Origin of the sequence: Aureimonas flava (genome assembly GCF_003583935.1) — a bacterium.
Classification (GTDB): Bacteria; Pseudomonadota; Alphaproteobacteria; order Rhizobiales; family Rhizobiaceae; genus Aureimonas; species Aureimonas flava.
In genome coordinates this window covers 111,903-125,705 of sequence record NZ_QYRN01000004.1, presented here as the reverse complement: position 1 = coordinate 125,705, position 13,803 = coordinate 111,903, and the positions used below count along the sequence as shown (strand labels likewise).

Genomic DNA, 13,803 nt, shown 5'->3' with positions numbered 1-13,803 from the left:
GGAACCGCATGAGCACCCGTGACATCGTCTTCATCGCCCTGTTCGCCGCCCTGATGGCGGTCCTGGGCACCTTTCCCGCGCTCCAGGTGCCGGTGATCGGCGTGCCGATCACCGCGCAGTCGATGGGCGTGATGCTGGCGGGCGGCATCCTCGGCGCGCGGCGCGGAACGCTGGCGATCCTCCTGTTCATGGCGATCGTGCTGGCCGGGCTGCCGCTTCTTTCGGGCGGTCGCGGCGGCATCGCGGTGCTGGCGGGGCCGACGGTCGGCTTCTTCCTCGGCTGGCTCCCGGCGGCCTTCGTCACCGGGCTCCTGGTGGAGCGCTTCATGCCGCGGCTCCATTTCGTCTCCGCCTTCGCGGCGGCGGTGGCCGGCGGCATCGTGGTGCTCTACGCCTGCGGCATCCCGGGCATCTCGCTGGTGACGGGCGCACCGCTCCTGACCGCCGCGTCGGGCTCCCTCGCCTTCATCCCCGGCGATCTCCTGAAGGCGGGCCTCGCCGCCGCGATCATCGTGACCGTGTCCAAGGCCTACCCGCTGATCGAGACGCGCAGCGCCCGCCGCGCGGGATGATCGAACTCGACGGCGTCGATCTCGATCGCGGCGACCGGCGCGTCCTGTCGGACCTTCGTCTGACCCTCGGCGAGCGCCGGATCGGCGTCGTCGGGGCGAACGGATCCGGCAAGTCGAGCTTCGCCCGCCTCCTGAACGGCCTCCTGAAGCCGACGCGGGGGACGGTGCGCGTGTTCGGGACGGACACCGCGGCCGACCCCAAGGCCGCACGGCGGCATGTCGGCTTCCTGTTCCAGAACCCGGACCACCAGATCGTCTATCCGGGGGTCGCGGAGGATCTGGCGTTCGGGCTGAAGAACCGCGACCTGCCCAAATCCGAGATCGGCCCGCGCGTCGAGGCGGCGCTCGCGCGCTTCGGCCTCGCCGGCTTCGGGGAGCGGCTGGCGCACGAGCTGTCGGGCGGCGAGCGGCAGCTCGTGGCGCTCGCCGGCATCATGGTGCTGGAGCCGCGCCTCCTGGTTCTGGACGAGCCGACCACCCTTCTCGACCTGCGCAACACGCGCCGCGTCATGGCCGCGGTGGAGGCGGCGGACCGGCCGGTGGTGATGGCGACGCACGACCTCGCGCTCCTGGACGGGTTCGACCGCGTGCTGGTGTTCGATCGGGGGCGCGTTGCCTGCGATGCGCCGCCGATCGAGGCGCTGGCGGCCTATCGGCGGATCGCCGAAGCATGATCGCGGACCTCTACCGGCCCGGCCCCTCCCCGCTGCATCGCCTTCCGGCGGCCGCGAAGCTGGCGGCTCTGGCGGCGATCGGAACCGCCCTGTTCGCCGTGCCGAGCCTCGCGCTGTCGCTCGGCGCCCTGGCTCTCGCCTCCATCCTCTTCGCGGTGGCGCGTCTCGGATGGCGTTTCGCGGGGCGGTCCATGAAGGCCGTGCTGCCGGTCGTGCTGCTCGTGGGCGCGTTCCAGGTCTGGTTCGCGGGCTGGCACGAAGGGGCGCTGTTCGCCGCGCGGTTGGCCGCGCTCCTCCTCCTCGCAGGCCTCGTGACGGCGACGACCCGCCCATCCGACATGGCCGACACGATCGCCCGCGCAGCCGTGCCCCTGCGCCCGCTCGGCGTCGATCCGAGGCGGATCGGCCTCGCCTTCGGCCTCGCCATCCGTTTCGTGCCCGTGCTGGCGGCCGTGGCGTCCGACATCCGCGAGGCGCAGGCCGCGCGCGGGCTCCACCGTTCGGTCCTCGCGCTCGCCGTGCCCCTGGTGCTGCGAACGCTCAAGACGGCCGACGAAGTGGCCGAGGCGATCGAGGCGCGAAGCTGACGCGCCGCAGCGAAATCGCCGCCCCGCGCTTGACCCGATCCACCGTAGGACCGACCTTGATCCCATGAATTCGATTCGATCCCTCTGCGTCTATTGCGGCTCTTCGAGCGGCCGCGATCCCATCTACCGCGAGTCCGCCGAGGCGCTCGGCACCGCCATGGGCCGAGCCGGCATGCATCTCGTCTACGGCGGCGGCACGCGCGGCATCATGGGCGCCGTATCCGACGCCGTGATCGCAGCGGGCGGGCGCGTGACCGGCATCATCCCGCGCTTCCTGATCGACATGGAGGCGACGGAGTCGGAGCTGAAGCGCCTGGACGAACTCGTGGTCACCCAGGACATGCACGAGCGCAAGCACCTGATGTTCGAGCGCGCGGACGCGTTCGTGGCGCTGCCGGGCGGCATCGGCACGCTGGAGGAACTGGTGGAGATCATGACGTGGAGCCAGCTCGGCCGCCACGCCAAGCCGATCGCCATCGCCAACATCAACGGGTTCTGGGACCCGTTCTCCGCCCTGCTCGACCACATGCGCGAGGCCGGTTTCATCCACACCGCGCATATGGTGCGGCCGATCGTGGTGGATCGGATCGAGGACCTCCTGCCGGCCCTGGAGGCCGCCGCCCCGGCGCGCGTCAGCGAGGGCGTCGCCGCCGTGATCGAGAAGCTCTGACGAGGGGTCAGCGCGCGGGGTCGGCCGCCGGGACCGCCCGGACGGCGGCCCGCCGGTCCTTGACGATCGACCAGCTGTACAGCGCGAGCGCCACCCAGATGAAGCCGAAGGCGACGGCCTGCCACGGGCCGAAGGGCTCGCCGAACAGGAAGATCGAGGTCAGCGCGATCAGCGTCGGCGCGATGTACTGGAGAAGGCCGACCGTGGTGTAGCGCAGGAGGCGCGCCGCCATGGAGAACAGGATCATCGGCACGGCGGTGACGAGCCCGGTGCCGATCAGGAGCGCGGTCTCCGGCGCCGCGAGGCCGAACCGGCCGCCCCCATCGCGCACCAGCCATACGGCGAGCGCCAGGGCGGGCACGAACAGGATCGACACCTCCACGAAGAAGCCCTCCGTCGCACCGATCCGCACCGTCTTGCGCAGGAGGCCGTAGGACGCGAAGGACAGCGCGAGAGCGAGCGACACCCAGGGCAGACCGCCGCTCTCAACGGTGAGGATCAGCACGCCCGCTGCGGCGATGCCGACCGCGACCGCCTGGATGCGGTTCAGCCGCTCGCGCAGGAAGACGGCGGCCATCAGCACGTTGATGAGCGGGTTGATGTAGTAGCCGAGCGCCGCGTCGAGGCCGTGTCCGGTCGCGATGGCCCAGACGTAGACGCCCCAGTTCACCGAGATCAGCGCGGCGGTGAGCACCAGCGTGCCGAGCACGCGCGGCGTGAGCGACGGGCGCAGCGTGCCGAAGCCGCCCGTCGCCGCCACGATGCCGAGCGTCAGCACCCAGGACCACAGGATGCGCTGCGCCATCACCTCCATGGAGGGAACGTGCGCCAGCGCCTTCATGTAGATCGGCAGGACGAGGCCCCAGATCGAATAGGCGGCGATGCCGTAGGCATAGCCGCTGGCCGGCTCGGCTTGGGTCGGTGGCATGGCGGCTCGCTCGGGCGCAGGGTCCGAGGTGCTTCTAGCAAGCCGCGATCGTCATGGCACCTTGGTTTCTCTGATGCCTGCCATTCGTTTCCGTGATGCGAGCGTCGCATCGCCCCTTCAGGGCCGCCGGCCCTCGTCCGGCCCCTCGCCCGGCATCTCGCGGTCCGGGTGCTGGAAGGACACGAGGTCGGCCAGGAAGGCGTTGTCGGCCTCGTCCTCCTGCATCGTGCGCACAGGCAGGCCGGGCACCGCGTCGACATAGGGCAGCTTGCTCTCGATGCCGAACTGGATCTCGGGCGCGAGCGGCGCGGGATCGTCGAAGGCGCCGATGGCCAGGGCCACGCCGTCGGGCGCCTCGTAGGTCAGCGGCGTCCCGCAATCGGGGCAGAAGCCGCGCAGGACATGGTTGGACGAGCGAAACCGCCTGGGCTCGCGCCGGGTCCAGACCAGCTCGGCCGTGCCGAGGTTGACCAGCGGCGCGTAGAGCGAGCCGAACGCCTTCTGGCACATGCGGCAATGGCAGACCGAGGCGCGGCCGAGCGCGCCGTGGACGCGAAACCGGACGGCGCCGCACTGGCAGCCGCCGGTATGGGCGGGACGGTGGTTCAAGGTCATGACCCGACGCTCCTCTCTGGCGAGACGCTCCCCTCGTTATGGAGCGCGAAGCGGTCGGTGGCCAGGATCAGGCGGTCGAGGATGCCCGGCTCGGAAAAGGCATGGCCGGCATCCTCCACGATCTGAAGCTCGGAGCCGGACCAGGCCCGGTGCAGGTCCCAGGCGGTGACGGGGGGCGTCACCACGTCGTAGCGCCCCTGCACGATGATGCCGGGGATGCCGGCGAGGCGACCCGCGTCGCGCACGAGCTGCCCCTCCTCCAGCCACAGGTCGTGGACGAAGAAGTGGTTCTCGATCCGCGCGAAGGCGATGGCATGATCGCTGGCGCCGAAGCCGCCCGCCATGTCGTGGAGCGCGCGCATGGACACGGTGCGCGCCTCCCAGTCGGTCCACGCGCGGGCGGCGCGGGCTCGCACGTTGCGGTCGGGATCGAGGAGCAGCGGGCGATAGGCCGCGATCGGATCTCCCCTCGCCGCCTCGGACAAGGGCTCGAGGAAGCGCTCCCATTCGTCGGGGAACAGCCGGCTCGCGCCGTCGCGATAGTACCAGTCGAACTCGGCGCGGCGCCCTGTGAAGACGCCGCGCAGGATCATGTCGGTGACGCGCGCCGGATGCGCCTGCGCATAGGCCAGCGCCAGGGTGGAGCCCCAGGATCCGCCGAACAGCATCGCGCGCTCGAAGCCCACCATGCGCCGCAGCCGTTCGACGTCGGCGACGAGATGATGGGTGGTGTTGGCCTCGAGGCTTCCCAGCGGCGAGGACCGGCCGCAGCCGCGCTGGTCGAACAGGAGGACGTTGTAGCGATCAGGATCGAACAGGCGGCGATGGGACGGGTTGCAGCCGCTGCCGGGCCCACCGTGCAGGAAGATCACCGGCTTGCCGTCCGGGTTGCCGCACAGCTCGAAGTAGAGGACGTGCCCGTCGCCCACGTCGAACTGGCCCGTCCGATAGGGCTGGATCGTCGGGTAGAGCTGGCGACGCGCCTCGCTCAACGTCGGATCTCCCACGTGGTCATGCGCTCGCCCGTCGCGGGGTCCTTGCCGTCCTTCAGCATGATGCCCTCGGCGGCCAAAGCGTCGCGCAGCGCGTCGGCGGCGGCGAAGTCCCGCGCCTTCAGGAGTTCGAGGCGGCGGGCGATGCGCTCGGCCACATCCGCGCCGACCGCCTGCTCGCGCACCGGATCGATCCCGAGGAGGCGGAGCGAGGCGAGCGCCTCCGCCGGGCGACCCTCGTCGAACAGGGCGTGGACGCGCGCGACGGCGGCCGCGAGCGCGAGGTCGTCGCACACCGCCTCCAGGAACACCGGATCGGGCTCGGCCGACGCAGGCTCGCCGGCCGCCCGCGCCTGCCGCTCCCACTTGTCGAGCTCGCGCACCGCCTCGTCCAGCCTGGTGGCGGTGAAGTCGATCGGCTCGCGATAGTGCGTCTTCAGCATCAGGAGGCGCACGGCCTCGCCCGGCCACCGGCGACCGCCGACGCGATCGGTGTCCAGCACGTCGGCGATGGTGACGAAGTTGCCTTCCGACTTCGACATCTTCCGGCCGTCCACCTGGACGAAGCCGTTGTGCATCCACACCTCTGCCATGCGCTCGGTGCCGTGGGCGCAGCAGGACTGGGCGATCTCGTTCTCGTGGTGCGGGAAGATCAGGTCGAGCCCGCCGCCATGGATGTCGAAGGTCTGCCCGAGATAGGCCGCGCTCATCACGGAGCACTCGATGTGCCAGCCCGGCCGGCCCCGGCCCCAGGGGCTGTCCCAGCCGGGCTCGTGCTCGCCCGACAGCTTCCACAGCACGAAATCGGCCGGGTTGCGCTTGTGCGCCTCGACGGCGACGCGCGCGCCGGCCTGCTGGTCCTCCAGCCGGCGATGCGACAGCGCGCCGTAGGCCGGCATGGAGCCGACGTCGAAGAGCACCTCGCCGCCCGCGACGTAGGCGTGGCCCTTGGCGATCAGCGTCCCGATCATCGAGATCATGTCGGGCAGGCCGTCGGCGCGCGGCGCGACGAAGGCGGTGGCGCGCGGCTCCACCGTCGGCGGCAGGCAGCCGAGGGCGGCGACGTCCTGGTGGAACCGGGCGGCGGTCTTTTCGGTGACGCGGGCGATCGCCTCGTTGAGCGGCAACTCGGGGAAGTCGCGCGCGGCCCGCGCGTTGATCTTGTCGTCCACGTCCGTGATGTTGCGCGCGTAGACCACGCGCCCGGCGCCGAAGAGATGGCGCAGGAGGCGGAACAGGACGTCGAACACGATCACCGGCCGTGCGTTGCCGATATGGGCGAAGTCGTAGACGGTCGGACCGCACACGTACATGCGCACGCGCCGGTCCGCCTCCGCCACGTCGGCGCCGCGCCAGTCGAGCGGGCGAAACGCATCCTTGCGGCGGGTCAGCGTGTTGGTCAGGAACAGGCGGGGCGCGTCGTCGGTCATGTCGGTCCTCGGTCCGCCCTCGTCGCGGCGGCGCAGCAGAGCTACAGGCAAAACCGACGCCGTTCAAACCGCCTCGCCGTCCGGCGCCCGTTCAGCCTCGGTTAAGTATTGGCGGGAGCGGCGACAAATCTCTCGCAGTGCGGCATGATGCAATCACGCCACATGTCACCCCGGCAACCTTTCGTTAAGTATAGATACGTCGAGTTTTCGGAATCACGCCGCTAAGAAGACGCAATCGGACGCTCTTCTTCCGCCCATCACATCACCACAGGCATGCGGCAATGACCCAGCAACAATACAACTTCCGTACCCGCGTCGAGCGTGAACGCGACGCGAAGCTCGTCAGCAACTATCGCGAGATCGGCATCGCCGCCGTGCTGGCGGCCAAGGCGGCCCGGCGCAAGGACGAGAGCGGCAAGGCGACGGCGCAGCGCAGCGTGGCCAACGCCAACGCGCGCGACTGAGGACGGCTGGCGCCGCATCATCCGCAGAACCCGGTGAGTGCCCGCCCCTTCGGCGGGCTCTCGCGTTTCGGGCGCCGCTCAGTGGGCCGCGACGAAGGCCGCCAGGACGTCGCGCGCGGCCAGGAGGTCGCGCCGGTCGATCATCTCGCAGACCGTGTGGATGTAACGCGTGCCGACAACGATGCCGATCGCCCGCGCGCCGGCCGCAGCCTGCTGGAGCGCGGCGCCGTCCATGCCGCCGCCGGCGAGGATCGTGCGCTGGAACGGGATCTCGTTCGCTCGGGCCAGCGCCTCGAACTCGCGCACCAGCGCGCCGTCCGCGATGAACGAGCTGTCCTTGAGGTGGAGGCCGAACCCGGCGCCGAGCTCCGTCGTCCTGTCGCGTTCGGGAACGCCCGGCGTGTCGCAGGCCAATGTCGTGTCGATGCCGATGCCGATATGGGGCCGCTGCTCGAAGGCCACCGTGCGCGCGCCGCGCAGGCCGACCTCCTCCTGCACCGTGAAGGCGACCACCAGCTTGCACGTGTGGGACCGGCCGTCCGCCACGAGCTTGCGCACCAGCTCGAGGCCGAGCCAGCAGGCGATGCGGTTGTCCATCGCCTTGGAGACGATGCGATCGCCCATCTCCACCAGCGGCTCGTCCATCACCACGAAGTCGCCGACGCGCACCTTCTCCTTCGCGGCCGCGCCGAGCCCGATGTCGATGAAGAAGTCGGTCGGCTCGGGCACCTTCTTGCGATCCTCGGGAGCCGAGATGTGGATCGGCTTGCCCTCGGCCATCATGATCCCGCGATAGTCGCCCTCGTCCGTGCAGACCAGGACCCGGCGCGAGAACAGGTTGCGCGGGTCGAAGCCGCCGACCGGCGAGACGTGGATGAAGCCCTTGTCGGAGACGTGGCTGACCAGGAAGCCGATCTCGTCCATGTGGCACGCGATCACGACGCGCTCGGCGTCCGCGTCGGCCCCCTCGCGGGTGCAGACCAGCGAGCCCATCACGTCGGTCTCGACCGTGTCGAACAGCTCGGCCGCCTCGGCGGCGATCAGCTCGCGCACCCGGTGTTCGTGCCCCGGAACGCCGGGTGTCTCGCACAGCCGCTTCAGAAGATCGATGTTCATGGGGTCCGTCCGTCGGGTGGGTCTCGAAACAGGGAAAGCTGCGCATCGGCGTTCGGCGCGGCGCCTTCCGACACGCGTTCCTGAACCTCCGGCCCCATGTTGGCAACCGCGTTGACGCGCCCGGACACGGGCACCGCCTCCCATGCGTCGGCGAGACCGGCATGGAGGAGATCGGCGATTCCCGCCGGCGACTGGCCGTCGACGTCCAGCCACCGCTCGACGTCCGCCGGCGCCACGACCACGGGCGCGCGGGCATGGATGGCCGAGAGGCGCGGGCCCGCGGCGGCCGTGAGGATCGTCACCGTGTCGATCTCACTCCCGTCCGAGGCGAGAAAGGTCTCGTGCAGCCCGGCGAACCCGGCGACCGCGCCGTCGGCGGGGCGGACCCAGAAGGGCTCGGGGGCCCCGCCGCCGGCCCGGCGCCATTCGTAGAAGCCGGTCGCCGGAACGAGGCAGCGCCGGTGTCGCATCGCGCCTCGAAAGGACTGTCGCTCGGCCGCCGTTTCGGCGCGTGCGTTGAACAGGAGCGGAAGGTGCGCCGGGTCCTTGGCCCAGCCCGGAATGAGCCCCCATTGCGCCAGCCGCGCCTCGCGCCGCAGCGCGCCGCGCCGAGGGAACAGGGCGACATGCAGAACCGGCTGCGTCGGCGCGACGTTGTAGCGCGGCGGAAACGGGTCCAGCGTGTCGAGGTCGAAGGCGGCGGCGACCGCCTCGGGTGTCGCCGTCAGGGCAAAGCGTCCGCACATGCGTGCAAGGATGGCGACGACGGCCTGTCCCCGCAAGGCTTGTCGCGGCGGACGGACGCGCTCTATCCCTCGCCCATGGACACGCGCCGCCCCCTTCTCGCCGTATCCGTCTGCCTGCTTCGGGCGGGCGAGGTGTGCCTCGTGCGCCGGGGCCGCGCGCCCTGGGCGGACGCCTGGAGCCTGCCCGGCGGGCGCGTCGAGTTCGGCGAGCGGCTGGAGGACGCGGCGCGGCGGGAGATGCGCGAGGAGACGGGCGTCCGGCTCGAGGCGATCCAGTTCCTGAGGCTGCACGAAGCGATCGATCCCGCCCACGACGCGCATGCCGTGATCGCCGTGTTCCGCACGCTGGCGGAGTGGACCGGGCCGGAGGTCGAGGCGGCGGACGACGCGCGGGACGCACGCTTCTTCCCTGTCCGCGACGTGCGCGCGATGGAGCGCGAGGGGCGCACGACCCCCGGCCTCGCGGCGATCGTGGAGGAGGCCGCCGCGCGCTAACCTTAACATGCGCAAGGCGGATCGGCCCCGCCCGCGCGTCTTGCATTCACCCCATTCGGGCTGCAAACGTGCCGCATGGCCGCTGCGGACAATTTTCTTCGAATTCTGGGGGTCGCGGGCATCGCCCTGGCGCTCGGCGGGGTCGCGTCCGCGCAGCCCAGGAAGGCGGAACCGGAACCGAAGCCTGCGGCGGAGGAGCCGGCGGCCCGGCCGTCCAACGCGCCCTACATGAAGCCGCTGTCGCGGCTCGCCACCGTGCTCGGCTCGCTGCATTTCCTGCGCGGCCTGTGCGGCGACCCGAACGCCGACGTGTGGCGCGAGAAGATGAACGCCATCCTCGATGCGCAGGCGCCGGGCGAGGCGGACCGCCGGACGCTGGTGGCGCATTTCAACCAGGGGTATCGGGCGTTCGAGTCCACCTATCGCAAGTGTACCCCTGCTGCGACGGTGGCGGTGGAAAGATACGCCAAGGAGGGCGCCGACCTTTCGCGAGAGATCAGCGCAAGGTACGGGAGTTAACGATTTGTATAGAGGGTGGTTTGCGAGCGCGACCCGCCTTCCCCGCCCAGAGGCCTCCGGCTGCCTCGGACAGTGGAAGAAGGAGTATCCGGCATGATCGATCTGCACGGTTCCGACCTCGACGAGATGATCGTCGCCGAAAAGAAGCAAGTCGCCAGCGAGTATCACAACGAAGCCTGGGCGGACGGCATCTCGGACGGGATCGAGGCCGAGATCCTGGCGGAAACCGCGATGGCGACCGCCGTGACCGAGCTGGTGCGCCGTCACGGCGAGGCCGAGGTGCTGGAGCTGCTCGACACCCTGCGCCGCCGCGTCGAGTACGGCGAGTTCCGCGCCGTCCGCTCGCTGCAGTGAGGCCAGCCATGGCGGGGATCGCCCGTCCGAACGGCGATAAGGCCGAATTCCGCCGCCTGCTTCTCGCGGCCTCCGTCCTCGCCTGGTGCGGCATGGCCGCCGCGCCCGCCTTCGCCCTGTCGCAGATCACCGGCGAAGACGGCAGCGCCCCGCCGGTGCGCGAGGGCATCGTCGCCGTGCCCCTGCCGCCGGTTCCCGGCCAGCCGGCACCCGCCGACGCGGCGCAGCCGCCGGAGCCCGCCGACTCGGGAACAGGTGCGCCCGGCGTCCCCGCCCCGGCGACACCCGACGACGCGACCGACGCGGGCGAGAACGGCGCGCAGGAGCCGTCCAACGCCGATCTTCCGCCGATCGAGATCGTCTACGGCGACGAGGGCCTGCCGCAGCCGGTGCGCGACCTGCGCGCCAAGCTGATGGAGGTCGCGCGCACGGGCGACATCGAGAAGCTCCGCCCCTACTTCCAGACCGGCGCCGATCCCACGGTGGTCTCCGCCACGATGCCGGAGCAGGATCCGGTGGTGACGCTGAAGGAGGCGTCGGGCGATGGCGACGGCGTCGAGCTGATGGCGATCCTCCTGGAAACGCTGGAAGCCGGCCATGTGCGGCTCGATCCCGGCGGCGAGAACGAGATCTACGTCTGGCCCTACTTCACCCAGGTCGACCTCGGCGCGCTGACCAAGCCGCAGCTCGTGCAGCTGTTCGAGCTGGTGACGGCGGGCGACTACCAGCGCATGGTGGCCAACGGGTCCTACGACTTCTATCGCGTCGGCATCTCGCCGGAAGGCCGCTTCGAGTTCTTCGTGGACGGCGACTGAGCGGGCGAAACCCACCCTTCTCGGGGCCTTGTCTTCGCCCCGGCGATCGGCACATAGGGCAGGAGACCGCGTTCGGCGGTGGACCAGCTTCGGATCGACGCCCCATGCCCCATGCCCGCCTCCAGGACCGCGCGACGCTCCACCTGACGGGCGCCGAGGCGGAACCCTTCCTCCAGAATCTCGTGACGGCCGATCTCGCGGCGCTCGGCACGGGCGAGGCGCGCCCGGCGGCCCTCCTGACGCCGCAGGGCAAGATCCTCTTCGACTTCCTGGTCAGCCGGATCGCGGACGGGCTTCGGCTCGACGTGGCCGCCGGCGCGCGCGGCGACCTCGCCAAGCGCCTCACCCTCTACAAGCTGCGCGCCAAGGTCGACGTCGCGCCCGCCGACGAATTGGTGGCGGCCGCCTGGGAACAGACGTCGGCGCCGGAAGGGGCGCTGGCGGACCGTCGCTTCCCGGACGGCGTGTTCCGGCTCTACGGAGCGCAGGACGCGATGGACGACGGCGACCCCGCCGCTTTCGAAGCGCTGCGGCTGTCGCTCGGCGTCGCGGAGGCCGAGCGGGACTTTCCCGGCTCCGACGTCTTCCCGCACGACGTTCTTCTCGACCAGAACGGCGGCGTGTCGTTCCGGAAGGGCTGCTTCGTCGGCCAGGAGGTCGTCTCGCGCATGCAGCACCGGGGCACGACGCGGCGGCGCGTGATGGTGCTGCGCGCCGAAGGGCACCTGACGCCGGGCGCCAACCTCGACGCCGGCGGCCGGGCGATCGGTACAGTGCTGTCGGCCGCCGGCAGCCTCGGCATCGGGCTGGTGCGCATCGACCGCCTGGCCGACGCGCTGGCCGCCGGCGAGCCGCTTTCCGCCGACGGCGTGCGGCTGGAGGCGGAGGTTCCGTCCTGGGCCGGCTATGCGCTGCCGGAGGCGGGAGCGGGCGCCGAGGCATGAGCGCGTCGCCCTCGCCGGCGGTTCGTCCCGCCAAGCCACCACGCGTTTGGCAGCGCATGCTGTCCGGCCGGCGGCTCGACCTTCTCGACCCTTCCCCGCTCGACGTCGAGATCGAGGATATCGCGCACGGGCTCGCGCGCGTCGCGCGCTGGAACGGCCAGACCGTCGGCGACCATGCCTTCTCGGTCGCGCAGCACTCGCTGATCGTGGAAGAGATCGTGGGCGCGCGCGAGGCCGACCCGCGCTGGCGCCTCGCGGCGCTGCTGCACGACGCGCCCGAATACGTGATCGGCGACATGATCTCGCCCTTCAAGAGCGTTCTCGGCGGCGACTACAAGGGCGTGGAGGCGCGGCTGCAGGCGGCGGTGCACCGGCGCTTCGGCCTGCCGGCGGAGCTTCCCCCCGGCGTGAAGCGGGCGATCAAGGCGGCGGACCGCGTGTCGGCCCATTTCGAGGCGAGGCTCCTCGCCGGGTTCGCCCCCGCCGAGGCGCAGGCCCTGTTCGGGCGGCCGAGCGGCACCCTGCCTCCGCCCGAGCGGTTCACCCCCCTGCCGGCGTCCGAGGTCGGGCGCCGCTATCTCGAGCGCTTCCGCTTCCTCGACGCGCTGGCCGGCGGAACCAAGGCCAAGTCCCCATGAGCTATCTCGTCGTCTCCTCGCTCGCCGATCTCCACGCCACGGTGGCCTCCCACGGCGCTGCCGACGTGGTGACGCTCATCAACGCCGACACGGTGGTGGAGCGCCCCTCCTCCATCGCGCCCGAACGGCACCTGTTCCTCGGCATGAACGACATCGCGGCACCCGCCGAAGGGCTGACGCATCCGGCCGCGCACCATCTCGACCGGCTTTTGGAGTTCGGCCGCCTGTGGAACCGGGAGAAGCCCCTGGCGGTGCACTGCTGGGCCGGCATCAGCCGCTCCACCGCCGCCGCCTACATCCTGGCGATCGCGATCAACCCCGAACTCGACGAGGCGGCCCTGGCGCGGGAGCTGCGGCGCCGCGCCCCTTCCGCAACGCCCAACCCCCTGCTGGTCGCCCTCGCCGACGACAAGCTCGGGCGCGGCGGGCGCATGGTGCGCGCGATCGCCGATATCGGCCGGGGCGCGGACGCCTTTTCCGGCACGCCCTTCATCCTGCCGCTGACCCTCGAGCGATGATGCCGAGCGTGCCGCGGCGGGCATCCGGCTCCCGCAGCGCGCGAGGCTCCCAGACGTGCCGGGCGAGGAAGAAGCCGGTCATCCGGAACCCCTCGGCCACCTCGGCCGCGCCCACCGCCTCGCCGCCCACAAGAAAGGACGGCAGCGGCAAGAGCTTGTCGCGCCAGGGCTCGCCCGCCTCGCGGCTGACGGCGCGGCCGGATCGGGGCGACACGTAGACGAGGTCGTCGCGCCCGCCCGTCGCCGCGCAGCTCTCGAGATCCAGACCGAACCCGAGCTCCTCCAGAAGCGCGATCTCGAAACGCAGGATCAGCACGCCGGCGGCCACGGGATCGTCCAGGTGCTCCACGATCAGCGCCAACGTGTCGAACAGGCGCGGATGGGCGTCGCGCTCGGGCAGCAGGCGCAGGTGGGCGGCGAGCAGCTGGATACCGTAGAGGCCGACGGCGCTCTCCATCAGCCGGGCGGCGCGCAGCGTCACGGGCTCCACGCTCATGAAGCCGAGATGCTCGTCGAGCCTCGCCCGCCAGGTGGCGTCCACCGTGTTGCCGGGCTGGAGCACGGGCTGGAGGCGGCGCGAGCGGCCGCCGCGCACGAGGCCGAGATGGCGCCCCCGGCCCCGCGTCATCACCTCGGCGACGACGCTGGTCTCCCCCTGCCGGCGCACGCCGAGGACGATGCCTTCTTCACGCCATTCCATGGAGGGGAAGTGGACCCGTTGCGGTT

Annotated in this window: 19 protein-coding genes; 12 read left to right on the top strand and 7 right to left on the bottom strand. The window is 71.3% G+C overall.

All coding sequences use genetic code 11. The features are described 5' to 3' along the window. Positions 1 to 8 precede the first annotated feature (8 nt). The 4 genes from D3218_RS08320 (at position 9) to D3218_RS08305 (ending at position 2,503) form a co-directional block, all read left to right on the top strand. Positions 9 to 572 carry a biotin transporter BioY gene (locus tag D3218_RS08320; RefSeq protein WP_119539538.1) on the top strand — a complete coding sequence of 188 codons (564 nt, stop codon included), beginning with the start codon at positions 9 to 11 and terminating at the stop codon, positions 570 to 572. Continuing rightward, positions 569 to 1,246 carry an energy-coupling factor ABC transporter ATP-binding protein gene (locus D3218_RS08315; protein ID WP_119539537.1) on the top strand — a complete coding sequence of 226 codons (678 nt, stop codon included), beginning with the start codon at positions 569 to 571 and terminating at the stop codon, positions 1,244 to 1,246. The genes D3218_RS08320 and D3218_RS08315 overlap by 4 nt, the downstream gene beginning before the upstream one ends. Next, positions 1,243 to 1,833, top strand: coding sequence for an energy-coupling factor transporter transmembrane component T family protein (locus D3218_RS08310; protein WP_119539536.1), 591 nt, complete (start codon positions 1,243 to 1,245; stop codon positions 1,831 to 1,833). The genes D3218_RS08315 and D3218_RS08310 overlap by 4 nt, the downstream gene beginning before the upstream one ends. A 64-nt stretch (positions 1,834 to 1,897) precedes the next feature. After that, complete coding sequence (locus D3218_RS08305; protein WP_119539535.1) at positions 1,898 to 2,503, top strand: LOG family protein; 606 nt, start codon at positions 1,898 to 1,900, stop codon at positions 2,501 to 2,503. Positions 2,504 to 2,510: 7 nt separating this feature from the next. Here D3218_RS08305 and rarD read toward each other — a convergent pair whose 3' ends face one another. The 4 genes from rarD to cysS form a co-directional block, all read right to left on the bottom strand. Further along, the gene (gene rarD / locus D3218_RS08300; protein ID WP_119539534.1) at positions 2,511 to 3,431 is read right to left on the bottom strand and encodes an EamA family transporter RarD; all 921 of its coding nucleotides are present in this window, start codon (positions 3,429 to 3,431) and stop codon (positions 2,511 to 2,513) included. A 117-nt stretch (positions 3,432 to 3,548) separates the two neighbouring features. Continuing rightward, positions 3,549 to 4,046, bottom strand: coding sequence for a GFA family protein (locus tag D3218_RS08295; protein ID WP_119539533.1), 498 nt, complete (start codon positions 4,044 to 4,046; stop codon positions 3,549 to 3,551). Continuing rightward, on the bottom strand, positions 4,043 to 5,038 hold the full coding sequence (gene pip, locus D3218_RS08290; protein ID WP_210209658.1) for a prolyl aminopeptidase: 996 nt from the start codon (positions 5,036 to 5,038) through the stop codon (positions 4,043 to 4,045). The genes D3218_RS08295 and pip overlap by 4 nt, the downstream gene beginning before the upstream one ends. Then, entirely contained in the window at positions 5,035 to 6,468 is a 1,434-nt protein-coding gene (cysS, locus tag D3218_RS19945) for a cysteine--tRNA ligase (RefSeq protein ID WP_119539531.1), read from the bottom strand. Before cysS ends, pip begins: the two co-directional genes overlap by 4 nt. A gap of 281 nt (positions 6,469 to 6,749) precedes the next feature. On the opposite strand from cysS, the gene D3218_RS08280 reads away from it, so the two are divergent. Continuing rightward, on the top strand, positions 6,750 to 6,932 hold the full coding sequence (locus D3218_RS08280) for a hypothetical protein (protein ID WP_119539530.1): 183 nt from the start codon (positions 6,750 to 6,752) through the stop codon (positions 6,930 to 6,932). Positions 6,933 to 7,010: 78 nt separating this feature from the next. Here the strand turns inward: D3218_RS08280 and D3218_RS08275 are convergent, their stop codons facing one another. Then, positions 7,011 to 8,048 (bottom strand): M42 family metallopeptidase, encoded by a 1,038-nt coding sequence (locus tag D3218_RS08275; RefSeq protein WP_119539529.1) that lies wholly within the window; start codon positions 8,046 to 8,048, stop codon positions 7,011 to 7,013. Continuing rightward, positions 8,045 to 8,794 carry an SOS response-associated peptidase gene (locus tag D3218_RS08270; protein WP_119539883.1) on the bottom strand — a complete coding sequence of 250 codons (750 nt, stop codon included), beginning with the start codon at positions 8,792 to 8,794 and terminating at the stop codon, positions 8,045 to 8,047. The genes D3218_RS08275 and D3218_RS08270 overlap by 4 nt, the downstream gene beginning before the upstream one ends. Before the next feature lie 75 nt (positions 8,795 to 8,869). On the opposite strand from D3218_RS08270, the gene D3218_RS08265 reads away from it, so the two are divergent. The 7 genes from D3218_RS08265 (at position 8,870) to D3218_RS08235 (ending at position 13,077) form a co-directional block, all read left to right on the top strand. Further along, positions 8,870 to 9,289, top strand: coding sequence for an NUDIX hydrolase (locus D3218_RS08265; RefSeq protein ID WP_168990458.1), 420 nt, complete (start codon positions 8,870 to 8,872; stop codon positions 9,287 to 9,289). Positions 9,290 to 9,364: 75 nt separating this feature from the next. Next, complete coding sequence (locus D3218_RS08260; RefSeq protein ID WP_119539528.1) at positions 9,365 to 9,808, top strand: TIGR02301 family protein; 444 nt, start codon at positions 9,365 to 9,367, stop codon at positions 9,806 to 9,808. A 93-nt stretch (positions 9,809 to 9,901) separates the two neighbouring features. Continuing rightward, positions 9,902 to 10,162, top strand: coding sequence for a hypothetical protein (locus tag D3218_RS08255; protein ID WP_119539527.1), 261 nt, complete (start codon positions 9,902 to 9,904; stop codon positions 10,160 to 10,162). Positions 10,163 to 10,170: 8 nt separating this feature from the next. After that, positions 10,171 to 10,977 carry a hypothetical protein gene (locus tag D3218_RS08250; RefSeq protein WP_119539526.1) on the top strand — a complete coding sequence of 269 codons (807 nt, stop codon included), beginning with the start codon at positions 10,171 to 10,173 and terminating at the stop codon, positions 10,975 to 10,977. Between the two features lie 104 nt (positions 10,978 to 11,081). Further along, positions 11,082 to 11,921 (top strand): CAF17-like 4Fe-4S cluster assembly/insertion protein YgfZ, encoded by an 840-nt coding sequence (gene ygfZ / locus D3218_RS08245; RefSeq protein WP_119539525.1) that lies wholly within the window; start codon positions 11,082 to 11,084, stop codon positions 11,919 to 11,921. Continuing rightward, entirely contained in the window at positions 11,918 to 12,559 is a 642-nt protein-coding gene (locus D3218_RS08240; protein WP_119539524.1) for an HD domain-containing protein, read from the top strand. Before ygfZ ends, D3218_RS08240 begins: the two co-directional genes overlap by 4 nt. Next, a complete protein-coding gene (locus tag D3218_RS08235; protein ID WP_119539523.1) occupies positions 12,556 to 13,077 on the top strand; it encodes a tyrosine phosphatase family protein in 522 nt (173 codons plus the stop codon). The genes D3218_RS08240 and D3218_RS08235 overlap by 4 nt, the downstream gene beginning before the upstream one ends. Here D3218_RS08235 and recO read toward each other — a convergent pair. Beyond that, positions 13,049 to 13,777, bottom strand: coding sequence for a DNA repair protein RecO (recO, locus tag D3218_RS08230; RefSeq protein WP_119539522.1), 729 nt, complete (start codon positions 13,775 to 13,777; stop codon positions 13,049 to 13,051). The two genes, D3218_RS08235 and recO, sit on opposite strands and share 29 nt — an antisense overlap. Between the last annotated feature and the right edge of the window lie 26 nt (positions 13,778 to 13,803).

Bases quoted from the DNA above. Each gene is read 5' to 3' on its own strand.
- D3218_RS08255 (WP_119539527.1), top strand. From the start codon at position 9,902: ATGATCGATCTGCACGGTTCCGACCTCGACGAGATGATCGTCGCCGAA.
- D3218_RS08315 (WP_119539537.1), top strand. From the start codon at position 569: ATGATCGAACTCGACGGCGTCGATCTCGATCGCGGCGACCGGCGCGTC.
- D3218_RS08280 (WP_119539530.1), top strand. From the start codon at position 6,750: ATGACCCAGCAACAATACAACTTCCGTACCCGCGTCGAGCGTGAACGC.
- D3218_RS08270 (WP_119539883.1), bottom strand. From the start codon at position 8,794: ATGTGCGGACGCTTTGCCCTGACGGCGACACCCGAGGCGGTCGCCGCC.
- ygfZ (WP_119539525.1), top strand. From the start codon at position 11,082: ATGCCCCATGCCCGCCTCCAGGACCGCGCGACGCTCCACCTGACGGGC.
- D3218_RS08310 (WP_119539536.1), top strand. From the start codon at position 1,243: ATGATCGCGGACCTCTACCGGCCCGGCCCCTCCCCGCTGCATCGCCTT.
- D3218_RS08295 (WP_119539533.1), bottom strand. From the start codon at position 4,046: ATGACCTTGAACCACCGTCCCGCCCATACCGGCGGCTGCCAGTGCGGC.
- D3218_RS08235 (WP_119539523.1), top strand. From the start codon at position 12,556: ATGAGCTATCTCGTCGTCTCCTCGCTCGCCGATCTCCACGCCACGGTG.
- D3218_RS08250 (WP_119539526.1), top strand. From the start codon at position 10,171: ATGGCGGGGATCGCCCGTCCGAACGGCGATAAGGCCGAATTCCGCCGC.
- D3218_RS08265 (WP_168990458.1), top strand. From the start codon at position 8,870: ATGGACACGCGCCGCCCCCTTCTCGCCGTATCCGTCTGCCTGCTTCGG.
- D3218_RS08275 (WP_119539529.1), bottom strand. From the start codon at position 8,048: ATGAACATCGATCTTCTGAAGCGGCTGTGCGAGACACCCGGCGTTCCG.
- D3218_RS08240 (WP_119539524.1), top strand. From the start codon at position 11,918: ATGAGCGCGTCGCCCTCGCCGGCGGTTCGTCCCGCCAAGCCACCACGC.
- cysS (WP_119539531.1), bottom strand. From the start codon at position 6,468: ATGACCGACGACGCGCCCCGCCTGTTCCTGACCAACACGCTGACCCGC.
- D3218_RS08320 (WP_119539538.1), top strand. From the start codon at position 9: ATGAGCACCCGTGACATCGTCTTCATCGCCCTGTTCGCCGCCCTGATG.
- D3218_RS08260 (WP_119539528.1), top strand. From the start codon at position 9,365: ATGGCCGCTGCGGACAATTTTCTTCGAATTCTGGGGGTCGCGGGCATC.
- rarD (WP_119539534.1), bottom strand. From the start codon at position 3,431: ATGCCACCGACCCAAGCCGAGCCGGCCAGCGGCTATGCCTACGGCATC.
- D3218_RS08305 (WP_119539535.1), top strand. From the start codon at position 1,898: ATGAATTCGATTCGATCCCTCTGCGTCTATTGCGGCTCTTCGAGCGGC.
- recO (WP_119539522.1), bottom strand. From the start codon at position 13,777: ATGGAATGGCGTGAAGAAGGCATCGTCCTCGGCGTGCGCCGGCAGGGG.